The sequence below is a fragment of the Streptomyces sp. SID5643 genome (genome assembly GCF_009872555.1).
Taxonomy (GTDB): Bacteria; Actinomycetota; Actinomycetes; order Streptomycetales; family Streptomycetaceae; genus Streptomyces; species Streptomyces iakyrus.
In genome coordinates this window covers 75,810-94,401 of the sequence record NZ_WWIC01000354.1, presented here as the reverse complement: position 1 = coordinate 94,401, position 18,592 = coordinate 75,810, and the positions used below count along the sequence as shown (strand labels likewise).

Here is an 18,592-nt window from a genome sequence, read left to right as displayed (position 1 = left end):
TCTGGCCCTCGGCCCGGCCGCCCCGGCCACCGCCGGCGCCGAGCGACCCGCCCCCGCCGGCCGGACGGCCACCGCCCACGGCCTCACCGCGGTGACCGACCTGCTCGCCCAGCGGCTGCTGCTGGCCGACAAGGTCGCCGCAGCCAAGTACGGCACGGACACACCGATCGACGACCCGGTGCGCGAGGCTCAGATCCTGGACGACGTCCGGGCCCGGGCATCCTCCCTCGGGCTCGAACCGGACGCCGTGGCCGCCGTGTTCCGGGACCAGATCGAGGCGAACAAGCTGGTGCAGCGCGCTCTGTACGCCCGCTGGGACGCACACCCGGGCGAGCGTCCCACCGAGCGCCCCGACCTGGCCAAGGAGGTCCGCCCGGCCCTGGACCGCATCACCACCGGGCTGCTGGCCGCGCTGCGGGACACGGAACGGACCCGGTCCGCGCCGTCGTGCGGTCCGCGCCTGGTCACGGCGGCAGGCTGGTCCGCGTACACGCATCGGCTCGACGCCCTGCACCTGGAGGGACTGGTCCGGGCGCTGCCGTCGGTGTGTGCCGGGCCCCGGTAGGCCCCGTCCGTCAGGACGAACCGCCGGCCTCGACGAACCGGGCCAGGTTCGCCAGGGCCATGCGCGTGCCCGTCTCGTTGTCGGCGGCAGGCACGGCGTCGGGGATGTCCTCGTGGACCATCAGCACGTCGGTGCCGCCGCCCTGTGCGTCGGTCAGCGTGGTCGTCAGCGTCATGGCGCCGCGCAGAGCGGGGTCGGCGGCCTCGAACTCCAGCACCTCGACCACCTGCTCGTCCGGCACCAGCCGAGCGAAGTGACCGTGGTAGGTGTCGGTGTGCGCAGCCGACTTCCCCGAGGCGTCCGGCGCCTCGTAGGTGAGCGACACACGGAACCTGCCGCCCTCGCGGGCGTCGAACTCGTGCACCTCGCCGCTCATCCCGTCCGGCACCCGCCAGCGCGCGATCGCCTCCGCGCTCACCAGGGCCCGGTACACGGCGGCACGGGGAGCGTCGACATGGCGGGAGACCCGGGACGTGTACATGGGCCCACCCTAGGCGCCGTGGTCGGCCCCGTTCGGCAGGGGCGGTTCCGCGTCGAGGCGGCGCAGCTCCTCGTCGGTGAGGAGGCGGGAGCGGAGCAGGAAGCGGACGCCCTCCGGCGCCTCCAGTGAGAAGCCGCTGCCGCGGCCGGGGACCACGTCCACGGTGAGATGCGTGTGCGACCAGTGCGCGAACTGGTCCGCGCTCATCCAGAACGGCGTGTCCCCGGCCACGTGCCCCAGCAGGACGTCCGAGGCCCCGACCCGGAACTCGCCGCGCGGGTAGCACATCGGGGCGCTGCCGTCGCAGCAGCCGCCGGACTGGTGGAACATCAGCGGCCCGTGCGCCCCGGTCAGCCGCCGCAGCAGGTCCTCGGCGGCGGGGGTCAGTCGGACACGCCCTGTGCGCGCGGTCATTTGGTCCTCCTGCGGTGACGGTGGGGTCGGGAACCGGTCCGTATCGCGAGTTCTCCAGTATCCGCAGGTACAGGGATGGAGGGGACCGTCCACCGGCTTCGAGGCGGTGCCGGGCACCCGGTCGCCGCCCTCGACTTCGCCTTCGAGGCGGGGGCCGCGGCCGCCGCCCGGGACATGTACGGACCCCACGCCGCCCACCACACCGCCGCGCCGAGCCGCCTCTTCGCCCGGGGACCGGGCCATGCCGAAGAGATCCTCACCGTGTAGCGGAAGGCCTGCGCCCTCCCCACGTACGACCTCTTCGGCATGGGCCCGCACGACGGGCACGTCCGCTGGTGCCCCGCCCCCGCTGCGGTGAGGCGCACTACAGCAGATCGCGGGGAACCGTCTCGTTCCAGGTGCGGGAGAAGACCCGGCGGTCGGCCTCGTACGCGTCGAGGGTCGCGTCGACGAAGAAGTCCGTCTCGTCGCACGTGAGCCGGGTGCTGGTGACCACCCGCACGTCCCAGTCGTCCCGGTGGAACCGCATGGTCCACGTGGTCTCGCCGCCGACCGACGTGAAGTCGTCGGCGACCGCCGTGTAGCGCTCGTGGGCGCGGCGGCCGGCCTCCAGGCCGATGTCCTCGAAGCGGACCGTGCCGCGGTCCTTCACGATGTCCAGCTCGGAGCGGTAGTCGATCAGGTCCCGCTTCACGTCCCAGCGCTCCTCCGGGGGCGTCACCTGGGTCATGGCGAGCGGGGGAGTGCCCTCCGGATCGCCGAAGGGCGACGACGCCACCTCGTCCGGCTCGTCCACCGGCCGCACCGGCAGGGTGAGCGTGCTGGAGTGCTCGTGGACGCCGAGCCGGGCCGGCTTGGGCGCCGGCCAGGCCAGCGGCCAGTACGACGTCGACAAGGACAGCCGGATGCGGTGGCCCGCCGGGAACGCCTGCGCCACACCGTTCAGCGGGATGGTGGCCCGATAGCGCCGCCCCGGCTCCAACGGCTCGGGGGACGCGGTGCTGTCACGGCGGGTCAGGTTCAGGATGCCGTACGAGACGCGGGTCGCGGCCCCGTCGGGGCTCACGTCGGACAGCCGCGCGGCCACCAGGGCGACCGGCTCGCTGACCGTCAGGTCGAGCTCCACGCTCGGCGAGCCGAGGATCTCCACCGGCTCGGTCAGCGGCTCGCTGTCGAAGACGAGCGAGCCGCCGTCCTCCTCCCGCTGGTCGTAGGGCAGGTCCGGGGGCGCGTTGTAGGAGGCCCACTTGCCCGCGAACTGGCCGACGGACAACGGCGAGCGCACGGTCATGGCGGCACCGCCCTCGGCGGGCACAGCCGTGGCGTCCTGCGCGGGCCCGATCGTGTGCCGCGTGAGCGGGTGCGTCTCGGGCCGGATGTGCGGGGACGGCCAGTGCGGCTCGCCGACCCAGCGGCCCGGCCGCTCCTCGTAGGACGTGGAGGGCGGCACGCTGTCCTGCATCCACGCCAGCAGCATGGGGCCGTCCATGACGCCGTTGTCGACGCCCTTGAGCCAGTGGTCCCACCACCGCACGAGTTCCTGGAGGTAGCCGATCGCCGGACCGGGCTCCCCGAGGTGCGGGAGCTTGTGCGACCACGGTCCGATCAGCCCCTTGCGGGGCACGTCCAGGTTCCCGAGCAGCCGGGTCACGGCGTTGGAGTAGCCGTCCGCCCAACCGCTGGAGGCCAGGACGGGGCAGCGCACGCTGCTGTAGTCCTCGCACACCGAGGCGTGCCGCCAGTAGTCGTCGCGCCGCTGGTGACGCAGCCACTCCAGCACCCAGGGCTCGGTGTTCTCCAGCCGCTCGCGCCACATCTCACGCCAGCGGTCACCGACCACGGCCGGGTCGGGCGGGCAGGTGCCGTAGGCGAACATGGTGCCCGCCTCGGCCAGGTTGTCCGACAGCAGGGCGCCGCCCATGTAGTGCATGTCGTCGGCGTGCCGGTCGTCGGTGAACGAGGCGATGGCGATGGCCTTCAGGCTCGGTGGCCGGCGGGCCGCCACCTGCAGTGCCGCGAACGCGCCCCAGGAGATGCCCATCATGCCCGTACCGCCGTCGCACCAGTGCTGCTCCGCCAGCCAGGCCAGGATCTCCTCGGCGTCCGCCTGTTCCCGCTCCAGGTACTCGTCGCGCAGCACGCCCTCGGAGTCGCCGGTGCCGCGCAGGTCGACGCGGACACACGCGTAGCCGTGCCCGGCGAGGTAGGGGTGGTGGATCGAGTCCCGTACGGCCGTCAGGTCGCGCTTGCGGTACGGGATGTACTCCAGCACCGCCGGCACCGGCTCCTGGTCGGACGAGGTGGGGCGCCAGATGTGCGCGGAGAGCCGGACCCCGTCGGACATCGGGATCGTGACGTGCTCCTCCTCCTTCGTCTCGTACGGCAGGTTGGTCACGTAACGCATGGAACCCACGTGCTCCTCACTTCTCGGCTGCGTCGGCCTCGGCCGTGGCGTCCTCGAAGGCCAGGCCCAGGGCGGCCACGCAGTGGTCGAACTTCTCCCGCAGCTCCGCCTCGTCCGCACCGCCGGTGTAGATGTGCGCCAGCTCGTAGCTGTAGCTGTCCTGGCCGGGGAGGTCCGAGAGCCGGTCGCCCTGCGCGGGAATCACCTCGATGCGGACCCCCGGGGTCTCCCGCTCGATGCGCGCGATCTCCTCGGGGCCCGGCACCCGGCGCACCACACCGTCGGTGAACCAGCGGTGGTACCACTTCGCCGCCATCGCGTAGGGGCCCTCGCGGTGCGGCATGTGCGGGTCCTCACCCAGGGCGAGACGGACCATGCAGTGGTGGTTGGGCACGCCGTCGACGTACTGGAACAGCTCGGCGTGCGACTGGGAGTGCCGCGGGTTGATCTCCAGCAGGTTGATCTCCTGGGACCGCGGGTCGTAGAAGTACTCGATGCTGAAGGTGGCCGAGTCCATCCCGATCTGCCGCATCACGCGCTCGCTGACGTCGTGCAGCTGCGCGATGACCGGCGGCGGCAGCGTCGAGGGGTACTGGTGGCGCAGGAAGCAGGAGGAGTCCGGGTACTGGATGGAGTCCAGGACCCCGTAGACCGTCACCTCGCCCTGATGGACATAGCCCTCGACGGCCACCTGGACGCCGGACATGGACTCCTCCGCGAGGCAGACCCGGCCGCCCACACCGTTCATCTCCGGCGGCAGGTCGACGCGTTCGAGGACGTGCTCGAAGGGCCGGCCGATGCGCGAAATGCCGTCGCGGATCTCGGAGACGGCCTTGTGGAACTCCTCCTCGTCACCCACTCCGAAGGCGAGCTCCGAGGAGTACGAGAGCGCGGGCTTGAGCCACATCGGGAAGGTCACGTCCTGCGGCGGGCGCGGCGGCTCGGCCGACAGGTCGACCTGCCCGAAACGCGGGTGCCGGTCGGTCACCTTCTGCTGCTCCAGCCGGCTCCAGTACTTGTGCTCGCACTTGACGACCGACTCCAGGCTGGTGCTGCGGGTGCCGTAGCGCTCGCTCAGCATCGGGACGAGGGTGCTGACCGGGAAGTCCCAGTAGCCCACGATCGCGTCGATGCTGCCGTCGAACGCGTCGAGCACGCCCTGGGCCTTGTCGAGCAGCGCGGGCAGGTGCACTTCACCGACCTGGAGCTCCTCGATCGTCAGCAGCTGGTGAAAACGCAGCCGGTCGGCACCCGGGACCTGCTGAAGCGTGGGCAGATTGGCCTCGTCGAGTCCGATCACGAAGACGTTCTTCACCGTCTCGTCAGACACGGCTCTCCTTCCGACGGCGTACGGCCCGAAGGCCGGCTTGCAAGATCCTCGGAGTACCCGTCGCGCCTGCCGGCATTCCGGTCCGGGCATCGCACCCCGTTCCGGGCGGCCGGGACATGCCCGCCGCCGTCCTGGGAACGCGACCCGGGCAAGAACGGCGCGGCCGGTGGAGCCCGCCGCGCCGTGGACGACACCGGCAAAGGGGAAGTTGTGCAGCCCGAGCAGGAAAAGTCCGCACCGCAGGTCGTGTCCGAGCCGGACCCGCCCTACGACTCCGACAAGCAGCAGCGGCCCGGCCTGGAGGCCGAGATGCGTACCGAGCCGCGCTACCGGGCGAGCCGTTACCGGGCGAGCGGGAAGCTGGAGGGGAAGACAGCGCTGATCACCGGCGGCGACTCCGGCATCGGGCGGGCCGTGGCGCTGCTGTACGCACGCGAGGGCGCCGACGTCGCCGTCGTCCATCTGCCCGAGGAGCGGGTGGACGCGGAGCGCGTGCGCGCCGAGGTGGAGGAGCAGGGCAGGCGCTGTCTGCTGCTGCCCGGCGACCTCACCGACCCGGAGTTCTGCCGAGCGGCGGTCGAACGGACGGTGGCGGAACTCGGCGGGCTGAACGTCCTCGTGAGCAACGCCGCCTACCTCAACAGCAAACTGGAGCTGGAGCAGCTGACCGCGGAGGACTTCGACCTGACGTTCAAGACGAACGTCTACGCGTACTTCCACCTGCTCATGGCCGCCCTGCCGCATCTGGAGCCGGGTGACGCGGTCATCGCCACCGCAACCGAGGAGGCCCTCAAGGGCAGCACCACGATGATCGACTACGCCGCGTCCAAGGCGGCGCTGATCACGCTGACCAAGTCCGTCGCGACCCATCTGGCCAAGCGGGGCGTGCGCGCCAACGTGGTCGCGCCGGGCCCGACGTGGACACCCCTCAACGAGGCCGATCCGCACATGCCGCCGGACGGGCTCGCCCACATCGGCAGCGAGGCCCCGCTGGAACGCGCGGCCCAGCCCGAGGAGATCGCGCCGACGTACGTCTACCTCGCCTCCGACGCCGACTCCAGCTACACCGTCGGCGAGGTCATCGCCGTGACCGGCGGCATCGTCGACACGCGGTAGCCCGGCTCACAGCCCGGCGGGCAGGGGCTGCTCCGCCCAGATGGTCTTGCCCGTGGCCGTCTGGCGGCTGCCCCACCGCTCGGCGAGCTGGGCGACGAGCAACAGGCCCCGTCCACCCTCGTCGAAGACCCGGGCCCGGCGCAGGTGCGGCGCGGTGTTGCTGCCGTCGGACACCTCGCAGATGAGGGTCGAGTCGCGGATCAGCCGCAGCTCGATGGGGGCGCCGCCGTACCGCAGGGCGTTGGTGACGAGCTCGCTGACGATCAGTTCGGTGGCGAACTCCGCCTCCGCCAGGCCCCATTCGGCCAGCTGCTCGCCCGCCACCTTGCGGGCCCGGGCCACGGCCGCCGGTTCCGGGGGCAGCTGCCAGGTGCGGACCTTCGCGGCGTCGAGCACGGCCGTCCGCGCCAGCATCAGCACGATGTCGTCCTCGGGCCGGCCGGTCAGCACCGTGCGCAGCACCCGGTCGCAGGTCTCGTCGAGCGTGCCCCCGGGGGTGCTCAGCGCCCGGTGCAGCAGGCCGATCCCGACCTCGACGTCGTGGTCGGGCGCCTCGATCAGGCCGTCGGTGTAGAGGACGAGCACGCTGTTCTCCTCCAGGTGCACCTCGGAGGCCTCGAACGGCAGGCCGCCCAGCCCCAGCGGCGGCCCGGCCGGCAGATCAAGGAACCGTACGCCGCCCCCCGGGGTGACCAGCGCGGGCGCCGGGTGCCCGGCGCGCGCCAGGGTGCAGCGCCGGGACACCGGGTCGTACACCGCGTACAGGCAGGTGGCCCCGACCTGCCCCGAGGCCTCCTGCGCGCCCCGCACCTCCGGGCCCTCCTCCCGGTCCAGCCGGATGACGAGGTCGTCCAGCTGGGTGAGCAGCTCGTCGGGCGCGAGATCGACGTCCGCGAGCGTCCGCACCGCCGTCCGCAGCCGGCCCATCGTGGCCGACGCCTGGATGCCGTGACCCACCACGTCACCCACCACCAGGGCGACGCGGGCGCCGGACAGCGGGATCACGTCGAACCAGTCGCCGCCGATGTCCGCGCCGGCCCCGGTCGGCAGGTAGCGGTAGGCGACGTCCATCGCCGCCAGCTCCGGAGGCCGCTCGGGGAGCAGGCTCCGCTGAAGCGCCAGCGCCGTGCGGCGTTCGCGGGTGTACCGGCGGGCGTTGTCCACGCTCACCGCCGCCCGGGCGACGATCTCCTCCGCGAGCAGCAGATCGTCCTCGCTGAACCACTCCTGCGTCCGGTGCCGGAGGAAGTGCACCAGGCCCAGGGTCACACCCCGGGCCCGCAGCGGCACCATCATCACCGAATGGATCAGGTGCCGGGACACCGTCTCGGCGCGGGCGGGGGAGGACTCCAGCCACTCCCGCAGCTCCGGGTCCCCGGGCCGGTGCCGGACGCCGCGGCCGGCGTTCAGGGTCCTCAGCGGCAGCGTCCCCACCGGGTAGCGGGTCGTCTCGCCCGAGGCGACCACCGACTCGGGGCAGCCCTGGAGCACCGACAGCTGCGCGGTGCGCCGCACGGCGACCGGTGTGTCCGGCGGCAGCGGTCCCGGCTCGTCCCCGAGGGCGACGGACTCCAGCAGGTCCACGGTGACGAAGTCCGCGAACCCGCCGGTCACGGCCACCTCGGCCATCTCCTCGGCCGTCCGGGTCACGTCCAGGGTGCTGCCGATGCGCACACCGGCCTCGTTGAGCACCGCCAGCCGGCGGCGGGCCCAGTACTGCTCCGTCGTGTCGAACACAGTCGCCGACATGCCGTGGACCGTGCCGGTCTCGTCCTTCAGGGGCGCCAGGAACATGGACCAGGCGTGCGGCCGGGTCTGGCCCGGGGACTTGGCGTACTCCTCGTGGAAGATCATCTCGCCGGTGCGCAGGACCTCGCGCTGAAGGCGGTCGTACTCGTCGAAGGGCGGGTTCGGCTCGATCTCCCACAGCGTGAGGCCCTTCATGTCCTCCTCGGACCTGCCCATGACCTCGGACATGATCTCGTTGGCCGCCACCAGCCGGGCATCGCGGTCGTAGACCGCCACCGGCACGGGGAGCTGGGCGAGGGTGAGGTCCCACAGCGGCAGGGACCCCTGCTGGGGCGGGGCCGCCGGGTACACCGGCACGGTGCCGGTCACGAGCCACAGCCGCCCGCCCCCCGCGTCCGACAGCGGCGTCCCCTGGAGCCGGACCACGACGTGGTTGCCGTTCCGGTGCCGCAGCGCCACGTCTCCGGCCCAGCGCCGGCCTTCGGCCGCGTGCCGCTGCGTGGACTCCGGGAGCCGGGCGGCGAGCAGGTCGGTGACGGGCCTGCCCAGGAGTTCGGCGGGTTCGTAGCCGAGCAGACGGCGAGCGCCGTCGCTCCACACCATGATCGCCCCGTCGGCGTCGACGACGACCACCAAGTCGTCCGGTACGCGTCCCTCCACGGTGCCTCCGGGTGTGCCGCCCCAGCCTGCTCACGGTTCCCTGCACCGATTGTCCCGCTACCGTCCCGCTGCGGCTCGTCTGCCGCGAGGCGCCGCGATGACCAGCACGAACACCCGGACGGCCGGGCAGATCGGCTGCTCGGACCCCCGGCGGGAGCCGTCAGCCGGCCAAGCGCTCCACCAGCAGGAACGCGCCGATGACGATCATCATCGCGCCGGAGACGCGGGTCACCGCCCGGGCCGCGGCGGGCCTGGCCCTCAGGACCGTGCGGGCCAGGACTCCGACGGTGAGGTAGACGACGGCGCAGGCGGTCATGTGCAGCGAGCCGAGCAGGCCGGTCTGGCCCGCGACCGGCCAGGCCCCCGCGGGGTCGATGAACTGCGGGAACAGGGAGAAGTAGAGCAGCAGGGCCTTGGGGTTCAGGCCGCTGGTCCCGATGCCCCTGAGCATGACCCGCAGACGTGAGGTGCCCTCGGGGCCCGCCGTCTCCCCGGCGGCCGTCAAGGCGGCCGGCTGCCGCAGCACTCCCCAGCCGAGCCACACCAGGTAGCCGGCCCCGGCCACGGTCAGCGCGGTGAGCACCGTCGCCGAGCCGGCCACGATGACCACCAGACCCGCCACGGCGAGCAGGGTGTAGCCCGCATATCCGGCGACCAGCCCGGCGACCGCCGGCACGACCGACCGGTCCCGCAGGCCGGACGTGATCGCGTAGGCCCAGTCCGCGCCGGGGGTGAATATCAGCAGCAGATCCACTGCCAGGAAGGCCGCCAGCGTGGTCGTGTCCATCGATCGTTCCCTCTCACATGCCGTGGTGCGAGAGGAAGGTTAGGGCGGATCGCGCCGAAGGTGTTCCCTTCTTTACTCCTGGATCGCGCTGCCTGAGGCAGAATCTTCTCCATGGATGCCCTGGACCGGAAAATTCTCACCGAGCTACAGCTGGACGGCCGTCTCACGGTCACCGAGCTGGCCGCGCGCGTGAAGCTGAGCGTGTCGCCCTGCCACCGCAGGCTGCGCGACCTCGAACGCGAGGGTGCGATCCGCGGCTATCGCGCGGTGGTGGACCCGTCCGCCGTCGGCCTCGACTTCGAGGCCCTCGTCTTCGTCACCATGCGCCTGGAGGACGCCGACACGGTCTCCGCGTTCGAGGAGGCCGTGGCCGCCGTCCCGCATGTGCTCCAGGCCCAGCGGCTGTTCGGAGACCCCGACTACCTCCTGCGCGTCGCGGCCACCGACCTGACCGCCTTCCAGCAGCTCTACGACCAGCAGCTCGCCCGGCTCCCCGGCGTCCAGCGCCTCAACTCCACCCTCGTCATGAAGCACGTCGTCGACGACCGCCCGCTGCCCGAGTGAGCGTCCCTCGCGCGGGCGGCCGCTCTCAGCCGCCCAGCCCGCCGGCGAACGGCATCGACCGCCACTGCTCGACCGCCGGCTTGAGCGCGTCCACCAGCAGGGGCAACTGCGGCGCGAGCGCGAGACAGGCCACCGCGCGGGACATGCCCACCGCGTTGACGACCCGCAGCACGTCCTGGTCCAGCCGGCGCAGCCCCAGCCGCCCGGCCGCTTCGTCGTAAGCGGCCTCGCACTCGGGGCCGAGGGCCGCCAGGTCCCACTCGACCGGCCCGAGCGTGGTCAGTTCGAAATCGGAGTACAGGACGCCGCCCGGGCCGGAGACGATGTTGGCCGCCGGGGCGTCCCCGTGGACCGGCTGCAACCCGATGCCGGGGAACACCGCCTCGAACCCCGCCCGTGAGGCGACGACCGGCTCCAGGACCTCCCACTCGCGTCGCGCCCGGTCGAGATCGGCCGGCTCCAGGAGATCGGGGCGCGCTTCGAGCGCGGCGAGCCCGTCGGTGACGAACCGCGGTTCGGCCGCCGACAGGAACGGCAGCTCACCCGGGTAGGAGCGCAGCGCGAGGTGCAGGTCGGCGACCAGGGCGGCCTGGCGAACGAAATCCGGCTCGGCGCTCTGGTCCAGCTCGACGAACTGCCAGAACGTCATCGAGAACCCGTCGCGCAGCACGGGCTCACGCGGCACGAGCGGACTCGGCGGGATCACCGGGTGTCCCTGGTCGGCGAGCCACCCCGCCACAGCCAGCTCCTGCCGCTGCCGGGCGGCCTGGTAGCCGGCATCGGCGTACGACGGCAGGACGGTCGGCACCCTGACCACCACGGGTGACGGAGCCAGGTGCACCACGACGGAGAACACGTCGTAGACGACCCTCGCGTCGGCCACCTCCAGCCCCAGATCGCGTCCCGCGGCGACGGCGGCGGCCAGGGCACGGGAGGTGCGGGCGGACATCTGATCAGGTGTCATGAACCCTTCCATGGGGCCGATGCTGTCATGCCGGACACGGGCGGCGCACCGGGTTAAGGAGCACCGGCCGCCCGTCCCGCCATGGCGGACCCACGGCCTGGCCGCAGACGCGTCAACGAGCGGGGCGGAGCGGGAACATCCCCGCGGGCCGGCTCGTTGCACCTGAGTTCGCCCACGTCGAGTCCGCCCGTGTCGCCGACCCAAGGAGCATCGTGCCCGAGACCGCGCCGTCCACCGTTCTGACCGCACCCCCGGCCCTGAGCGCGCAGGCCGAGCGGCTGATCGAGCTCGGAGTGCACGAGATCGCCGGCCTGCCCCCCGAGGAGATCCGCACCTTCGCCGCGCGCGCCGAAGCCGGGGCCGACGGCCGGGGCGCCCTGCTGGCCGTGCACCCGGACCGGGCCCCCGCCTCGGCCCTCGCGCCGCTGCTGCGCCGCGAAGACAAGCCGGGCTTCGTCGTCGTCGACATGCCCGACGTCGACGAGTTCGCACCCTGCGCCCTCGAACTGCCCGACGCCCCGCTCTATCTCGTCCACGGCATCGACCGCGGCGACCGCATGGCCAACTGGTCCCCGGACGAGGCACTGCCCGCCCTCACCAAGGAGGACCGCACCCCGCTGGTGCTCACCGAGGGCATCCACTGGGTGCTCCAGCAGCCCGAGGCTCTGGAGCGGAACCTCTGCTTCATGACCATCGGCTCCCGGCTGCGCAAGCCCAACGGCGGCTTCGACGCCCGCACTCCGGCCATCTGGATCAGCAACGGCACCGGCCGGGACGGCCGCGAGCGCCGCAACGCGCCGAAGGTCGGCTGGTGCTGGTGGAACAACCGGCACACCTGGCTGGGTTTCGCCTCCACGACGGGCCGCCGGGGCTGAGTCCCGTCACTGCGCGAACCGGGTGGGCGGCGCCGGCCGCCCCGCGGTCGGTGCGCCGAGGCCCGCACGGGCCTCGTCCCGTACGTCCGCGGGCACACGGTCCTCCAGGGCGAGCGCGGCCCGGTACTCCGCGGCAGCCTCGGCCCGCTCGCCGAGGCACGCCGGCGCATGGGCCAGACGCAGGTGCACCTTGCCCGCCTGCCTGAGCGGCAGACGATCGTGGCGCGCGGGCGCCGCCTCGCCGACGGCGTCCCGCAGCCGGCCGAGGTACGCGTGGGCCCACGCCTGCTGGAGGACGTCACCGGCCGCCTCGGCCGGACGCAGCGCCTCCGTGGCCGCCGCCACCGCTTCGTCGTGCCGGCGAGCGCAGGCCCGGTACGCCCGGGCGAGGCAGTCGCGGCGCCGCCCCGGCCGCCGTGCCCGCGGCCGTGCCGCCGGACGCCTTCTGGCCATTGGGTGATGCATCAACCGTGTTTACACTCTCCCCATGGGAGAGACGGTGCGATGGCTGACGCCGGAGGAGCAGCGCGCGTGGCGCGGATTCGTCCGGCTGCACGAGCGGCTCGGCGGGCGGCTGGGACGCCTGCTGCAGTCCGAGTCGCAGCTGTCGGCGGCGGATTTCGCGGTGCTGGTCCACCTGACGGACAGTCCGCAAGGGCGGCAGCGCCACCAGGATCTGGCCCGGTCCCTGGAGTGGGAGAAGAGCCGGACGTCCCACCACATCGCGCGGATGGCCGGACGCGGCATGGTCGTCCGGGAGGAGTGCCCCGAGGACGGGCGCGGCGCGTTCGTGGTGATCACGGACGCCGGGCGCGAGGCGATCGAGGCCGCCGCACCCCGCCATGTCGCGGCGGTGCGTGACCTGTTCCTGGACCATGTCACGCCCGCCGAACTGCGGGTGCTGACCGAGATCTCCGAGCGCGTCATCCGCAGGATGGACGAGGACCCCTTCTGACCCGCAAGGGGGCGGGCCGTCGAGCGCCGTGCCGCCGCTGCCCTGTCCTCGGCGCGTTCACGGCCGGTCCGGCGCCTGCGGCCGCACGGGATGCCGGCTCAGGACCGACACCCGGTTGAACGCGCCGATGGTGATCGCCACCCAGATCACGGCGGAGATCTGGTCCTCGGTCAGCACCTGCCGGGCCGTCACGTAGGCGTCCGACTGCGCCGCGGTGTCCGCCGGATCGTTCGCCGCCTCCGCGAGTCCGAGCGCCGCGCGCTCGACGGGGGTGAACAGCTCGGTGTCCCGCCAGGCCGGCAGCACCGCCAGCCGCTGCGACGACTCGCCCGCGCGCAGGGCCTTCCTGGTGTGCAAGTCGAGGCAGAAGGCGCAGCCGTTCAGCTGGGAGACGCGGAGGTTGACCAGTTCCACCGTCGTCCGGTCGAGCCCTGCCTCGGCGGCCGTCGCCCGGACCGCCTCCGAGGTCTGCACCAGGGCGTTGAAGGCCTTGGGGCTCTGCTTGTCGATGAAGATCCTCCGGGACGCCGGACCGGTGGTTCCGTCGCTCACTCCACGCCTCCCTGCGCTGTGGCCGTCAGTCGGCCTCCGTGGCATATCCTAGTTGATGTGACAACTAGAATGGGTGAGAGGTGGTCCCGGTGAGCAATGTCGAAACCGACCCGGCCGCGCTGAGGTGCGGAACGGCCGTCGACGGCGACCGTCCGGGCACGGCACCCCGGATCGACGTGCTGTCGGCGCGCGACGTGCCCCTGGGCGGACCACGGGCCCTGCTCGTACGCCGGACACTGCCGCAGCGGGCCAGGACACTGATCGGGGCTTGGTGTTTCGCCGACCACTACGGCCCGGTCGACGCCGGTGCGACGGGCATGGACGTGCCCCCGCATCCGCACACCGGTCTTCAGACGGTCAGCTGGCTGTTCAGCGGTGAGATCGAACACCGCGACTCCCTCGGCACCCACGCCCTGGTCCGGCCCGGCGAGATGAACCTCATGACCGGCGGGTACGGCATCGCCCATTCGGAGGTCTCCACCCCGGACACCACCGTCCTCCACGGCGTCCAGCTGTGGGTGGCACTGCCCGAGGAGCACCGGAACGCCGCCCGGGACTTCCAGCACCACGTGCCGCGCCCCGTGCGGGCCGACGGCGCCGAGATCAAGGTGTTCCTCGGCTCGCTCGCCGGCAGCACCTCACCGGTGCGGACGTTCACGCCCCTGCTCGGCGCCGAGATCGTCCTCGAACCGCACGCGACGCTCACCCTCGCCGTGGACACCGCATTCGAGCACGGCCTCCTCGTCGACAGCGGGGACGTCCGCCTCATGGGCACCCCGCTGCGCCCGGCGGAACTGGGCTACGTCCCCTGCGGCACCGACACCCTGACGGTGGCCAACGAGTCCGACGCGCCCGCGCGCACCGTCCTGCTCGGCGGCCCTCCCTTCGAGGAGGAGATCGTCATGTGGTGGAACTTCATCGGCCGCAGCCACGAGGACATCGTCCGGGCCCGGGAGGACTGGCAGGCCGGCTCCGACCGCTTCGGCGCCGTCGAGGGCCACCCCGGACGCCGCCTGCCCGCGCCCGCCCTGCCGAACGCCGTCATCACACCGCGCGGGAACCCCGCCCGCCGCTGAGATTTCGACGGGCCGGGCACCCGCGCCGCCCAAGTCCCCCTGCCACACCCACATGAAAGGCACCCGATGAGCGAGCCCTCCGCCGTTCCTTCCGTCCAGCGGTCGGACACCGAGCAGCTGTACGCGATCCTGGTCGACGGACGCCGTGCCGGGCTGACGGCCTACCGCGACCGCGGGCAGCAGCGCGTCTTCTTCCACACCGAGATCGACGACGCCTTCGCCGGCCAGGGCCTGGCCGGGGAGCTGGTCCGGCAGGCACTCGCCGACGTGCGCGCGTCGGGCAAGCGGATCGTGCCGGTCTGCCCGTACGTCGCGGCGTACCTCAAGCGCCATGACGGGTTCGCCGACATCACCGACCCCGTGACGCCGGACGTCCTGGAATGGCTGAAGGAACGCATGCCCTGAGAAGAAGGGCGCGCTGTGAGACCGGGGCGCCCGTACCGGCTCAGTCCGCCGGAGCGGCGCCCCGGGCCGGACCACCCGTACCGCCCCGCAGCGCCTGGTACACGGACCACACGACAGCCACCAGCGGTACGGCCACCACCGCCCCGATCACCCCGGCCGCCACCGCCCCGCCCACCACCGCCAAGGCGACCACCACCGGGTGCAGCCGGACGGCCCAGCTCATCACGATCGGGTGCAAGAGGTGGCCCTCGATCTGGCCGATGACCACGATCAGGGCCACGACCACCAGGGCGATCAGCGGCCCCTTCGACGCCAGGGCGACGACGGCGGCGACCGCCAGGGCGATGGGCGAGCCGATCAGCGGGATGAACGCCGCGAGGAACTCCAGCAGGGCCAACGGCACGGCCAGCGGCACCCCGAGGGCGAACAGGGCGATTCCGACGAGGACCGCGTTGGTCGCCGCCACCAGCAGGATGCCGTGCGTGTAACCGGTGAAGGTCCGCCAGGCCGCCCCGGCCCCGACCGCGAACCGCTGCCGGGCCCGGACGGGAAGCTGATCGCACAGCCACTGCCACTGCCTCTCACCGGAGTGCGTGAAGAAGACCGCGCAGAACAGGGCCAGCGCGAGCACGGTCAGCACCTCGACCAGCCGGCTCGCGCCGCTGACCGCCGTGCTGATGACGGTGGAGCGGTGGTCGGACAGGAGCTTGCCGATCCGGGACTGGAGGTCGTCGAACGCGTCCGCGGGCAGCCGGAAGGGCGGTTCCTCCAGCCGTCGCTCGATCCGGTCGATCCCGGCCACGAACTCCTTCTCCAGCCCGCTCCGCTGGTCGGCCACGGTCTCACCCACCAGGGCCAGCGCCCCGAGGACGAGGACGATGCCGGCGAGGAGCGCGGCGGCGACCGCGAGCGGCCGGGGCATGAACCGGGCCAGCAGACCGGCCACCGGGCGGAGCACCGCGGTGATGACGAGACCGAGGAACACGGCGACGGCGATCCGGTGGAACTCCCCGAGCACCGAGAAGGCGAAGCGGACGACGATGCCGACCGCGATCAGCCGCCAGGCGTACGCGGCGGCGGTCCGCAGCACGTCCGGTACCCGCGACTCGGCGTCGTCCGGGCGCGGCAGCGCCGAGGCGGGTGGATCGGGGGGCGTCGACATCTCATGCCCGTACCACCCCGGACCCGGCGGACCGCGGGGCACGCCCGGAATTCCCCCGAAGGCCGGTACCGCCGGGCCGGACGGGCCACGCCGGGCAGCGTGCCGTCGTCACTCCCGGCCTGGCCACCGTCGAGGCGGAGTCGACCGTCGGCGCCCCGAGCGGGCAGCCGCTCACCCCCCCCCACACGCGCGTGCCGGCGTGGAACGGACCCCGGAACATCCCCGGCTGATCCGGGCGTTCCACGACGTGGTCCCCGCGTCCCGCCCGGCGCGGTCTGCCCGCGCCCCGCCTCCTCCGGACGGACCCCTCAGCGCACGGGGAAACCGAAGGAGTACCCCTGCTCCTTCAGCCACGGCAGGAGCTGCCGCAGTGCGGCGACGGTCTGCGAGCGGTCTCCTCCAGCGTCGTGGAAGAGGAGGGTCGGGCCGTTGGAGATCTCGTTCTTGACCGTGGCGACGATGGCGTTCGCACCGGGGCGCTCGAAGTCCTTGGAGTCGATGTTCCAGCCGAGCGGGCGCATGCCGCGGGACGCGGCGAGGTGACGGCTGGAGGGGGTGAAGGCCCCTCCGGGAGCCCGGTAGTACAGCGGGCGGACACCTCCGGAGGCTTCGGTGATCATGCGCTCGGCGTCCCTGATCTGCTCCGACTGGTAGGCCTCGGACTTGTGATCCATGGTGACGTCGTGCGAGACCGTGTGGTCGCAGAGCCGGTGCCCGGCCGCCACGACCGCCTTGACCAGGCCGGGGTGGGCGCGAGCCTGCGTGCCCACCATGCAGAACGTGGCCTTCACACCGTTGTCCCGCAGGACCTGGAGCACTTCAGGCGTCCAGACGGGGTCCGGTCCGTCGTCGATGGTGATGTTGACGCCCCGGGAACCGGCGTCCGAGGCGTGCACGATGCCCGCCGGCACGGACGCCGCCTTCCGGCCCTCGGACGCGGCGGGAGGCGCCGCGACGCCCCGGTCGGGCCGGCCCTCGCCGGAACCGAGGTGCGCGTTCCAGAACGAGGTCAGACCGGCCACCGCGGTCACCCCGAGCGCCGCTGCCAGCACTTTGGCGTACCATCCCCGTCCGCCGTTTCCCACCATGTCCGCTGTTCCTTCGCCGTCGCCGTGGTGCCCGTGCACACGGCAAGAGGGCGGCCGGCGGCCGGCGGATCCGTCTGTTACCGATCACGGACAATCCCGCTGCCCGGCGGTGTCACGACGGCCCTGCGGCGGTCTCGAAGCAGTGGCGGGCTGGTGGCAGGGCGTTGGTGGGGTTGTCCCAGGGTGCCTCAGCCGGTTTCGCGGTCCAGTACGCGGCGGGCCGCTTCGGCCTCGGCCGCCGGGGGCGAGAGCTCGTCGAGGGTGTCGAGTTCGTCGTCCGCTTCCAGCTCCCGTTCCCAGGCCGCCGCGAGCTGTTCCTGCTCCTGGCGCGGCCTGGTGCCGACCGCTTCGCGGTGCTCCGGGTCCAGAGCCGCAAGGAAGCGGGCGAGGGAATCCGTGGTCATGCGGGGCTCCTTGTCGTGGGGGAGGGGTGCCACCCGCCCCAGCATGGCTGAACCCCTCCGCGCCGGCCCGCTCGACACAGCCGGGGACGCCGCGTCGCCCGGGCGATGATCATGAGACACCCGTTCTCGTCCCGAGAACCCGGGTTTCCGGCCCTGATCGATGCCGGATCCTGGAACCGCGATCACCCAGAGGAAGGCAGCCCCGTCATGACCAGCACGTTCCGTCCTGACTTCGGACTCACCGCGCAGGACTACGGCCGCCACCGCGCCGGCTTCCCACCGCAGATCGTCACCCACCTGTACCGGCACGGCATCGCCTTCCCCGGCAAGGACGTACTCGACCTCGGGACCGGCACCGGCGCCCTGGCCCGCCTGTTCGCGCAGGCGGGGGCACGGGTGACCGGCCTCGACCCGGCCGCGCCGCTGCTGGAGCAGGCCCGCGAGCTCGACCGGGAGGCCGGGGTGGAGACCCGCTACCGCGTGGGCACGGCGGAGTCGACGGGACTGCCGGACGGGTCGTACGACGTGGTGGCGGCCGGCCAGTGCTGGCACTGGTTCGACGCGCCGAGGGCCACGGCGGAGATACGGCGGCTGCTGCGGCCGGGCGGGCGGGTGGTCGTCGCCCACTTCGACTGGCTGCCCCTGCCGGGCAACGTGGTCGAGGCGACCGAGGAGCTGATCCTCTCCTTCAACCCGGCCTGGACGCTGGGCGGCGGCACCGGTCTGCACCCGCGCTGGCTGACCGACCTGGCCACGGCGGGCTTCACCGGCATCGAGACCTTCTCCTTCGACGTGGCCGTGCCGTATCCGCCGGAGGCGTGGCGGGGGCGGATCCGGGCCAGTGCCGGGGTGGGGGCGAGCCTGCCGCCGGAGGAAGTGGAACGCTTCGACGAAGCCCTCCGCCGGGTGCTGGACGACCGCTTCCCCGGTGAGGTGATCCACGTTCCGCACCGCACCTGGGCCGTTGTGGCCACGAGGGGCCAAGCGGACTGAACCGCCCCGTCCGGCCCGGTGAACCACCACGAGTCGGACGGCTCTGTT

General features: G+C 72.8%; 21 protein-coding genes. 9 read left to right on the top strand and 12 right to left on the bottom strand.

What is annotated here, in order from left to right:
- Nucleotide 1 precedes the first annotated feature (1 nt).
- Complete coding sequence (locus GTY56_RS37405; protein WP_237525206.1) at nucleotides 2–565, top strand: chorismate mutase; 564 nt, start codon at nucleotides 2–4, stop codon at nucleotides 563–565.
- A 10-nt stretch (nucleotides 566–575) separates the two neighbouring features.
- On the opposite strand, the gene GTY56_RS37400 is transcribed toward GTY56_RS37405, so the two are convergent.
- Nucleotides 576–1,046 carry an SRPBCC family protein gene (locus GTY56_RS37400; protein WP_161369714.1) on the bottom strand — a complete coding sequence of 157 codons (471 nt, stop codon included), beginning with the start codon at nucleotides 1,044–1,046 and terminating at the stop codon, nucleotides 576–578.
- A 9-nt stretch (nucleotides 1,047–1,055) separates the two neighbouring features.
- Nucleotides 1,056–1,460: a DUF779 domain-containing protein gene (locus GTY56_RS37395; RefSeq protein ID WP_161369713.1), complete on the bottom strand. Its 405-nt coding sequence runs from the start codon at nucleotides 1,458–1,460 to the stop codon at nucleotides 1,056–1,058.
- 75 nt (nucleotides 1,461–1,535) lie between these two features.
- Here GTY56_RS37395 and GTY56_RS37390 point away from each other — a divergent pair, with 75 nt between their 5' ends.
- A complete protein-coding gene (locus tag GTY56_RS37390) occupies nucleotides 1,536–1,727 on the top strand; it encodes a hypothetical protein (protein WP_161369712.1) in 192 nt (63 codons plus the stop codon).
- Between the two features lie 97 nt (nucleotides 1,728–1,824).
- On the opposite strand, the gene GTY56_RS37385 is transcribed toward GTY56_RS37390, so the two are convergent.
- Nucleotides 1,825–3,864, bottom strand: coding sequence for a CocE/NonD family hydrolase (locus tag GTY56_RS37385; protein ID WP_161369711.1), 2,040 nt, complete (start codon nucleotides 3,862–3,864; stop codon nucleotides 1,825–1,827).
- A gap of 16 nt (nucleotides 3,865–3,880) precedes the next feature.
- On the bottom strand, nucleotides 3,881–5,194 hold the full coding sequence (locus GTY56_RS37380) for an ATP-grasp domain-containing protein (protein ID WP_161369710.1): 1,314 nt from the start codon (nucleotides 5,192–5,194) through the stop codon (nucleotides 3,881–3,883).
- 210 nt (nucleotides 5,195–5,404) lie between these two features.
- Between GTY56_RS37380 and GTY56_RS37375 the strand changes: the two genes are divergently transcribed.
- Nucleotides 5,405–6,310, top strand: coding sequence for an SDR family oxidoreductase (locus GTY56_RS37375; protein WP_161369709.1), 906 nt, complete (start codon nucleotides 5,405–5,407; stop codon nucleotides 6,308–6,310).
- Nucleotides 6,311–6,316: 6 nt separating this feature from the next.
- On the opposite strand, the gene GTY56_RS37370 is transcribed toward GTY56_RS37375, so the two are convergent.
- Both GTY56_RS37370 and GTY56_RS37365 read right to left on the bottom strand, forming a co-directional pair.
- Nucleotides 6,317–8,719: a SpoIIE family protein phosphatase gene (locus tag GTY56_RS37370; protein ID WP_161369708.1), complete on the bottom strand. Its 2,403-nt coding sequence runs from the start codon at nucleotides 8,717–8,719 to the stop codon at nucleotides 6,317–6,319.
- A 160-nt stretch (nucleotides 8,720–8,879) separates the two neighbouring features.
- Nucleotides 8,880–9,506 carry a LysE family translocator gene (locus GTY56_RS37365; RefSeq protein ID WP_161369707.1) on the bottom strand — a complete coding sequence of 209 codons (627 nt, stop codon included), beginning with the start codon at nucleotides 9,504–9,506 and terminating at the stop codon, nucleotides 8,880–8,882.
- Between the two features lie 111 nt (nucleotides 9,507–9,617).
- Here GTY56_RS37365 and GTY56_RS37360 point away from each other — a divergent pair, with 111 nt between their 5' ends.
- Nucleotides 9,618–10,070, top strand: coding sequence for an Lrp/AsnC family transcriptional regulator (locus tag GTY56_RS37360; RefSeq protein WP_161369706.1), 453 nt, complete (start codon nucleotides 9,618–9,620; stop codon nucleotides 10,068–10,070).
- Between the two features lie 25 nt (nucleotides 10,071–10,095).
- Here GTY56_RS37360 and GTY56_RS37355 read toward each other — a convergent pair whose 3' ends face one another.
- Nucleotides 10,096–11,034: an aminoglycoside phosphotransferase family protein gene (locus GTY56_RS37355; RefSeq protein WP_237525205.1), complete on the bottom strand. Its 939-nt coding sequence runs from the start codon at nucleotides 11,032–11,034 to the stop codon at nucleotides 10,096–10,098.
- A 212-nt stretch (nucleotides 11,035–11,246) separates the two neighbouring features.
- Here GTY56_RS37355 and GTY56_RS37350 point away from each other — a divergent pair, with 212 nt between their 5' ends.
- A complete protein-coding gene (locus GTY56_RS37350; protein WP_161369704.1) occupies nucleotides 11,247–11,909 on the top strand; it encodes a DUF5701 family protein in 663 nt (220 codons plus the stop codon).
- A gap of 6 nt (nucleotides 11,910–11,915) precedes the next feature.
- On the opposite strand, the gene GTY56_RS37345 is transcribed toward GTY56_RS37350, so the two are convergent.
- The gene (locus GTY56_RS37345) at nucleotides 11,916–12,254 is read right to left on the bottom strand and encodes a hypothetical protein (protein ID WP_161369703.1); all 339 of its coding nucleotides are present in this window, start codon (nucleotides 12,252–12,254) and stop codon (nucleotides 11,916–11,918) included.
- A gap of 142 nt (nucleotides 12,255–12,396) precedes the next feature.
- On the opposite strand from GTY56_RS37345, the gene GTY56_RS37340 reads away from it, so the two are divergent.
- Entirely contained in the window at nucleotides 12,397–12,864 is a 468-nt protein-coding gene (locus tag GTY56_RS37340) for a MarR family winged helix-turn-helix transcriptional regulator (RefSeq protein ID WP_161369702.1), read from the top strand.
- A 57-nt stretch (nucleotides 12,865–12,921) separates the two neighbouring features.
- Here GTY56_RS37340 and GTY56_RS37335 read toward each other — a convergent pair whose 3' ends face one another.
- Nucleotides 12,922–13,416 (bottom strand): carboxymuconolactone decarboxylase family protein, encoded by a 495-nt coding sequence (locus tag GTY56_RS37335; RefSeq protein ID WP_346345670.1) that lies wholly within the window; start codon nucleotides 13,414–13,416, stop codon nucleotides 12,922–12,924.
- A gap of 89 nt (nucleotides 13,417–13,505) precedes the next feature.
- Between GTY56_RS37335 and GTY56_RS37330 the strand changes: the two genes are divergently transcribed.
- The gene (locus GTY56_RS37330; RefSeq protein ID WP_161369700.1) at nucleotides 13,506–14,492 is read left to right on the top strand and encodes a pirin family protein; all 987 of its coding nucleotides are present in this window, start codon (nucleotides 13,506–13,508) and stop codon (nucleotides 14,490–14,492) included.
- 66 nt (nucleotides 14,493–14,558) lie between these two features.
- Nucleotides 14,559–14,897 (top strand): GNAT family N-acetyltransferase, encoded by a 339-nt coding sequence (locus GTY56_RS41005; protein WP_161369699.1) that lies wholly within the window; start codon nucleotides 14,559–14,561, stop codon nucleotides 14,895–14,897.
- Between the two features lie 40 nt (nucleotides 14,898–14,937).
- On the opposite strand, the gene GTY56_RS37320 is transcribed toward GTY56_RS41005, so the two are convergent.
- The 3 genes from GTY56_RS37320 to GTY56_RS37310 all read right to left on the bottom strand — a co-directional run bounded on the left by GTY56_RS37320 (nucleotide 14,938) and on the right by GTY56_RS37310 (nucleotide 17,551).
- Nucleotides 14,938–16,059, bottom strand: coding sequence for an AI-2E family transporter (locus GTY56_RS37320; RefSeq protein ID WP_202511238.1), 1,122 nt, complete (start codon nucleotides 16,057–16,059; stop codon nucleotides 14,938–14,940).
- A gap of 308 nt (nucleotides 16,060–16,367) precedes the next feature.
- Nucleotides 16,368–17,147, bottom strand: a complete 780-nt coding sequence (locus GTY56_RS37315; protein WP_161369698.1) for a polysaccharide deacetylase family protein — start codon at nucleotides 17,145–17,147, stop codon at nucleotides 16,368–16,370.
- A 188-nt stretch (nucleotides 17,148–17,335) separates the two neighbouring features.
- Nucleotides 17,336–17,551 (bottom strand): hypothetical protein, encoded by a 216-nt coding sequence (locus GTY56_RS37310; RefSeq protein ID WP_161369697.1) that lies wholly within the window; start codon nucleotides 17,549–17,551, stop codon nucleotides 17,336–17,338.
- A 207-nt stretch (nucleotides 17,552–17,758) separates the two neighbouring features.
- Here GTY56_RS37310 and GTY56_RS37305 point away from each other — a divergent pair, with 207 nt between their 5' ends.
- Nucleotides 17,759–18,544 carry a class I SAM-dependent methyltransferase gene (locus GTY56_RS37305; protein ID WP_161369696.1) on the top strand — a complete coding sequence of 262 codons (786 nt, stop codon included), beginning with the start codon at nucleotides 17,759–17,761 and terminating at the stop codon, nucleotides 18,542–18,544.
- The last annotated feature ends 48 nt before the right edge of the window (nucleotides 18,545–18,592 follow it).

Excerpts from the sequence above, each read along its gene's own strand:
- GTY56_RS37400 (WP_161369714.1), bottom strand. The coding sequence starts at position 1,046 with ATGTACACGTCCCGGGTCTCCCGCCATGTCGACGCTCCCCGTGCCGCC.
- GTY56_RS37395 (WP_161369713.1), bottom strand. The coding sequence starts at position 1,460 with ATGACCGCGCGCACAGGGCGTGTCCGACTGACCCCCGCCGCCGAGGAC.
- GTY56_RS37390 (WP_161369712.1), top strand. The coding sequence starts at position 1,536 with ATGGAGGGGACCGTCCACCGGCTTCGAGGCGGTGCCGGGCACCCGGTC.
- GTY56_RS37385 (WP_161369711.1), bottom strand. The coding sequence starts at position 3,864 with ATGCGTTACGTGACCAACCTGCCGTACGAGACGAAGGAGGAGGAGCAC.
- GTY56_RS37365 (WP_161369707.1), bottom strand. The coding sequence starts at position 9,506 with ATGGACACGACCACGCTGGCGGCCTTCCTGGCAGTGGATCTGCTGCTG.
- GTY56_RS37360 (WP_161369706.1), top strand. The coding sequence starts at position 9,618 with ATGGATGCCCTGGACCGGAAAATTCTCACCGAGCTACAGCTGGACGGC.
- GTY56_RS37355 (WP_237525205.1), bottom strand. The coding sequence starts at position 11,034 with ATGACACCTGATCAGATGTCCGCCCGCACCTCCCGTGCCCTGGCCGCC.
- GTY56_RS37340 (WP_161369702.1), top strand. The coding sequence starts at position 12,397 with ATGGGAGAGACGGTGCGATGGCTGACGCCGGAGGAGCAGCGCGCGTGG.
- GTY56_RS41005 (WP_161369699.1), top strand. The coding sequence starts at position 14,559 with ATGAGCGAGCCCTCCGCCGTTCCTTCCGTCCAGCGGTCGGACACCGAG.
- GTY56_RS37320 (WP_202511238.1), bottom strand. The coding sequence starts at position 16,059 with ATGTCGACGCCCCCCGATCCACCCGCCTCGGCGCTGCCGCGCCCGGAC.
- GTY56_RS37315 (WP_161369698.1), bottom strand. The coding sequence starts at position 17,147 with ATGGTGGGAAACGGCGGACGGGGATGGTACGCCAAAGTGCTGGCAGCG.
- GTY56_RS37310 (WP_161369697.1), bottom strand. The coding sequence starts at position 17,551 with ATGACCACGGATTCCCTCGCCCGCTTCCTTGCGGCTCTGGACCCGGAG.
- GTY56_RS37305 (WP_161369696.1), top strand. The coding sequence starts at position 17,759 with ATGACCAGCACGTTCCGTCCTGACTTCGGACTCACCGCGCAGGACTAC.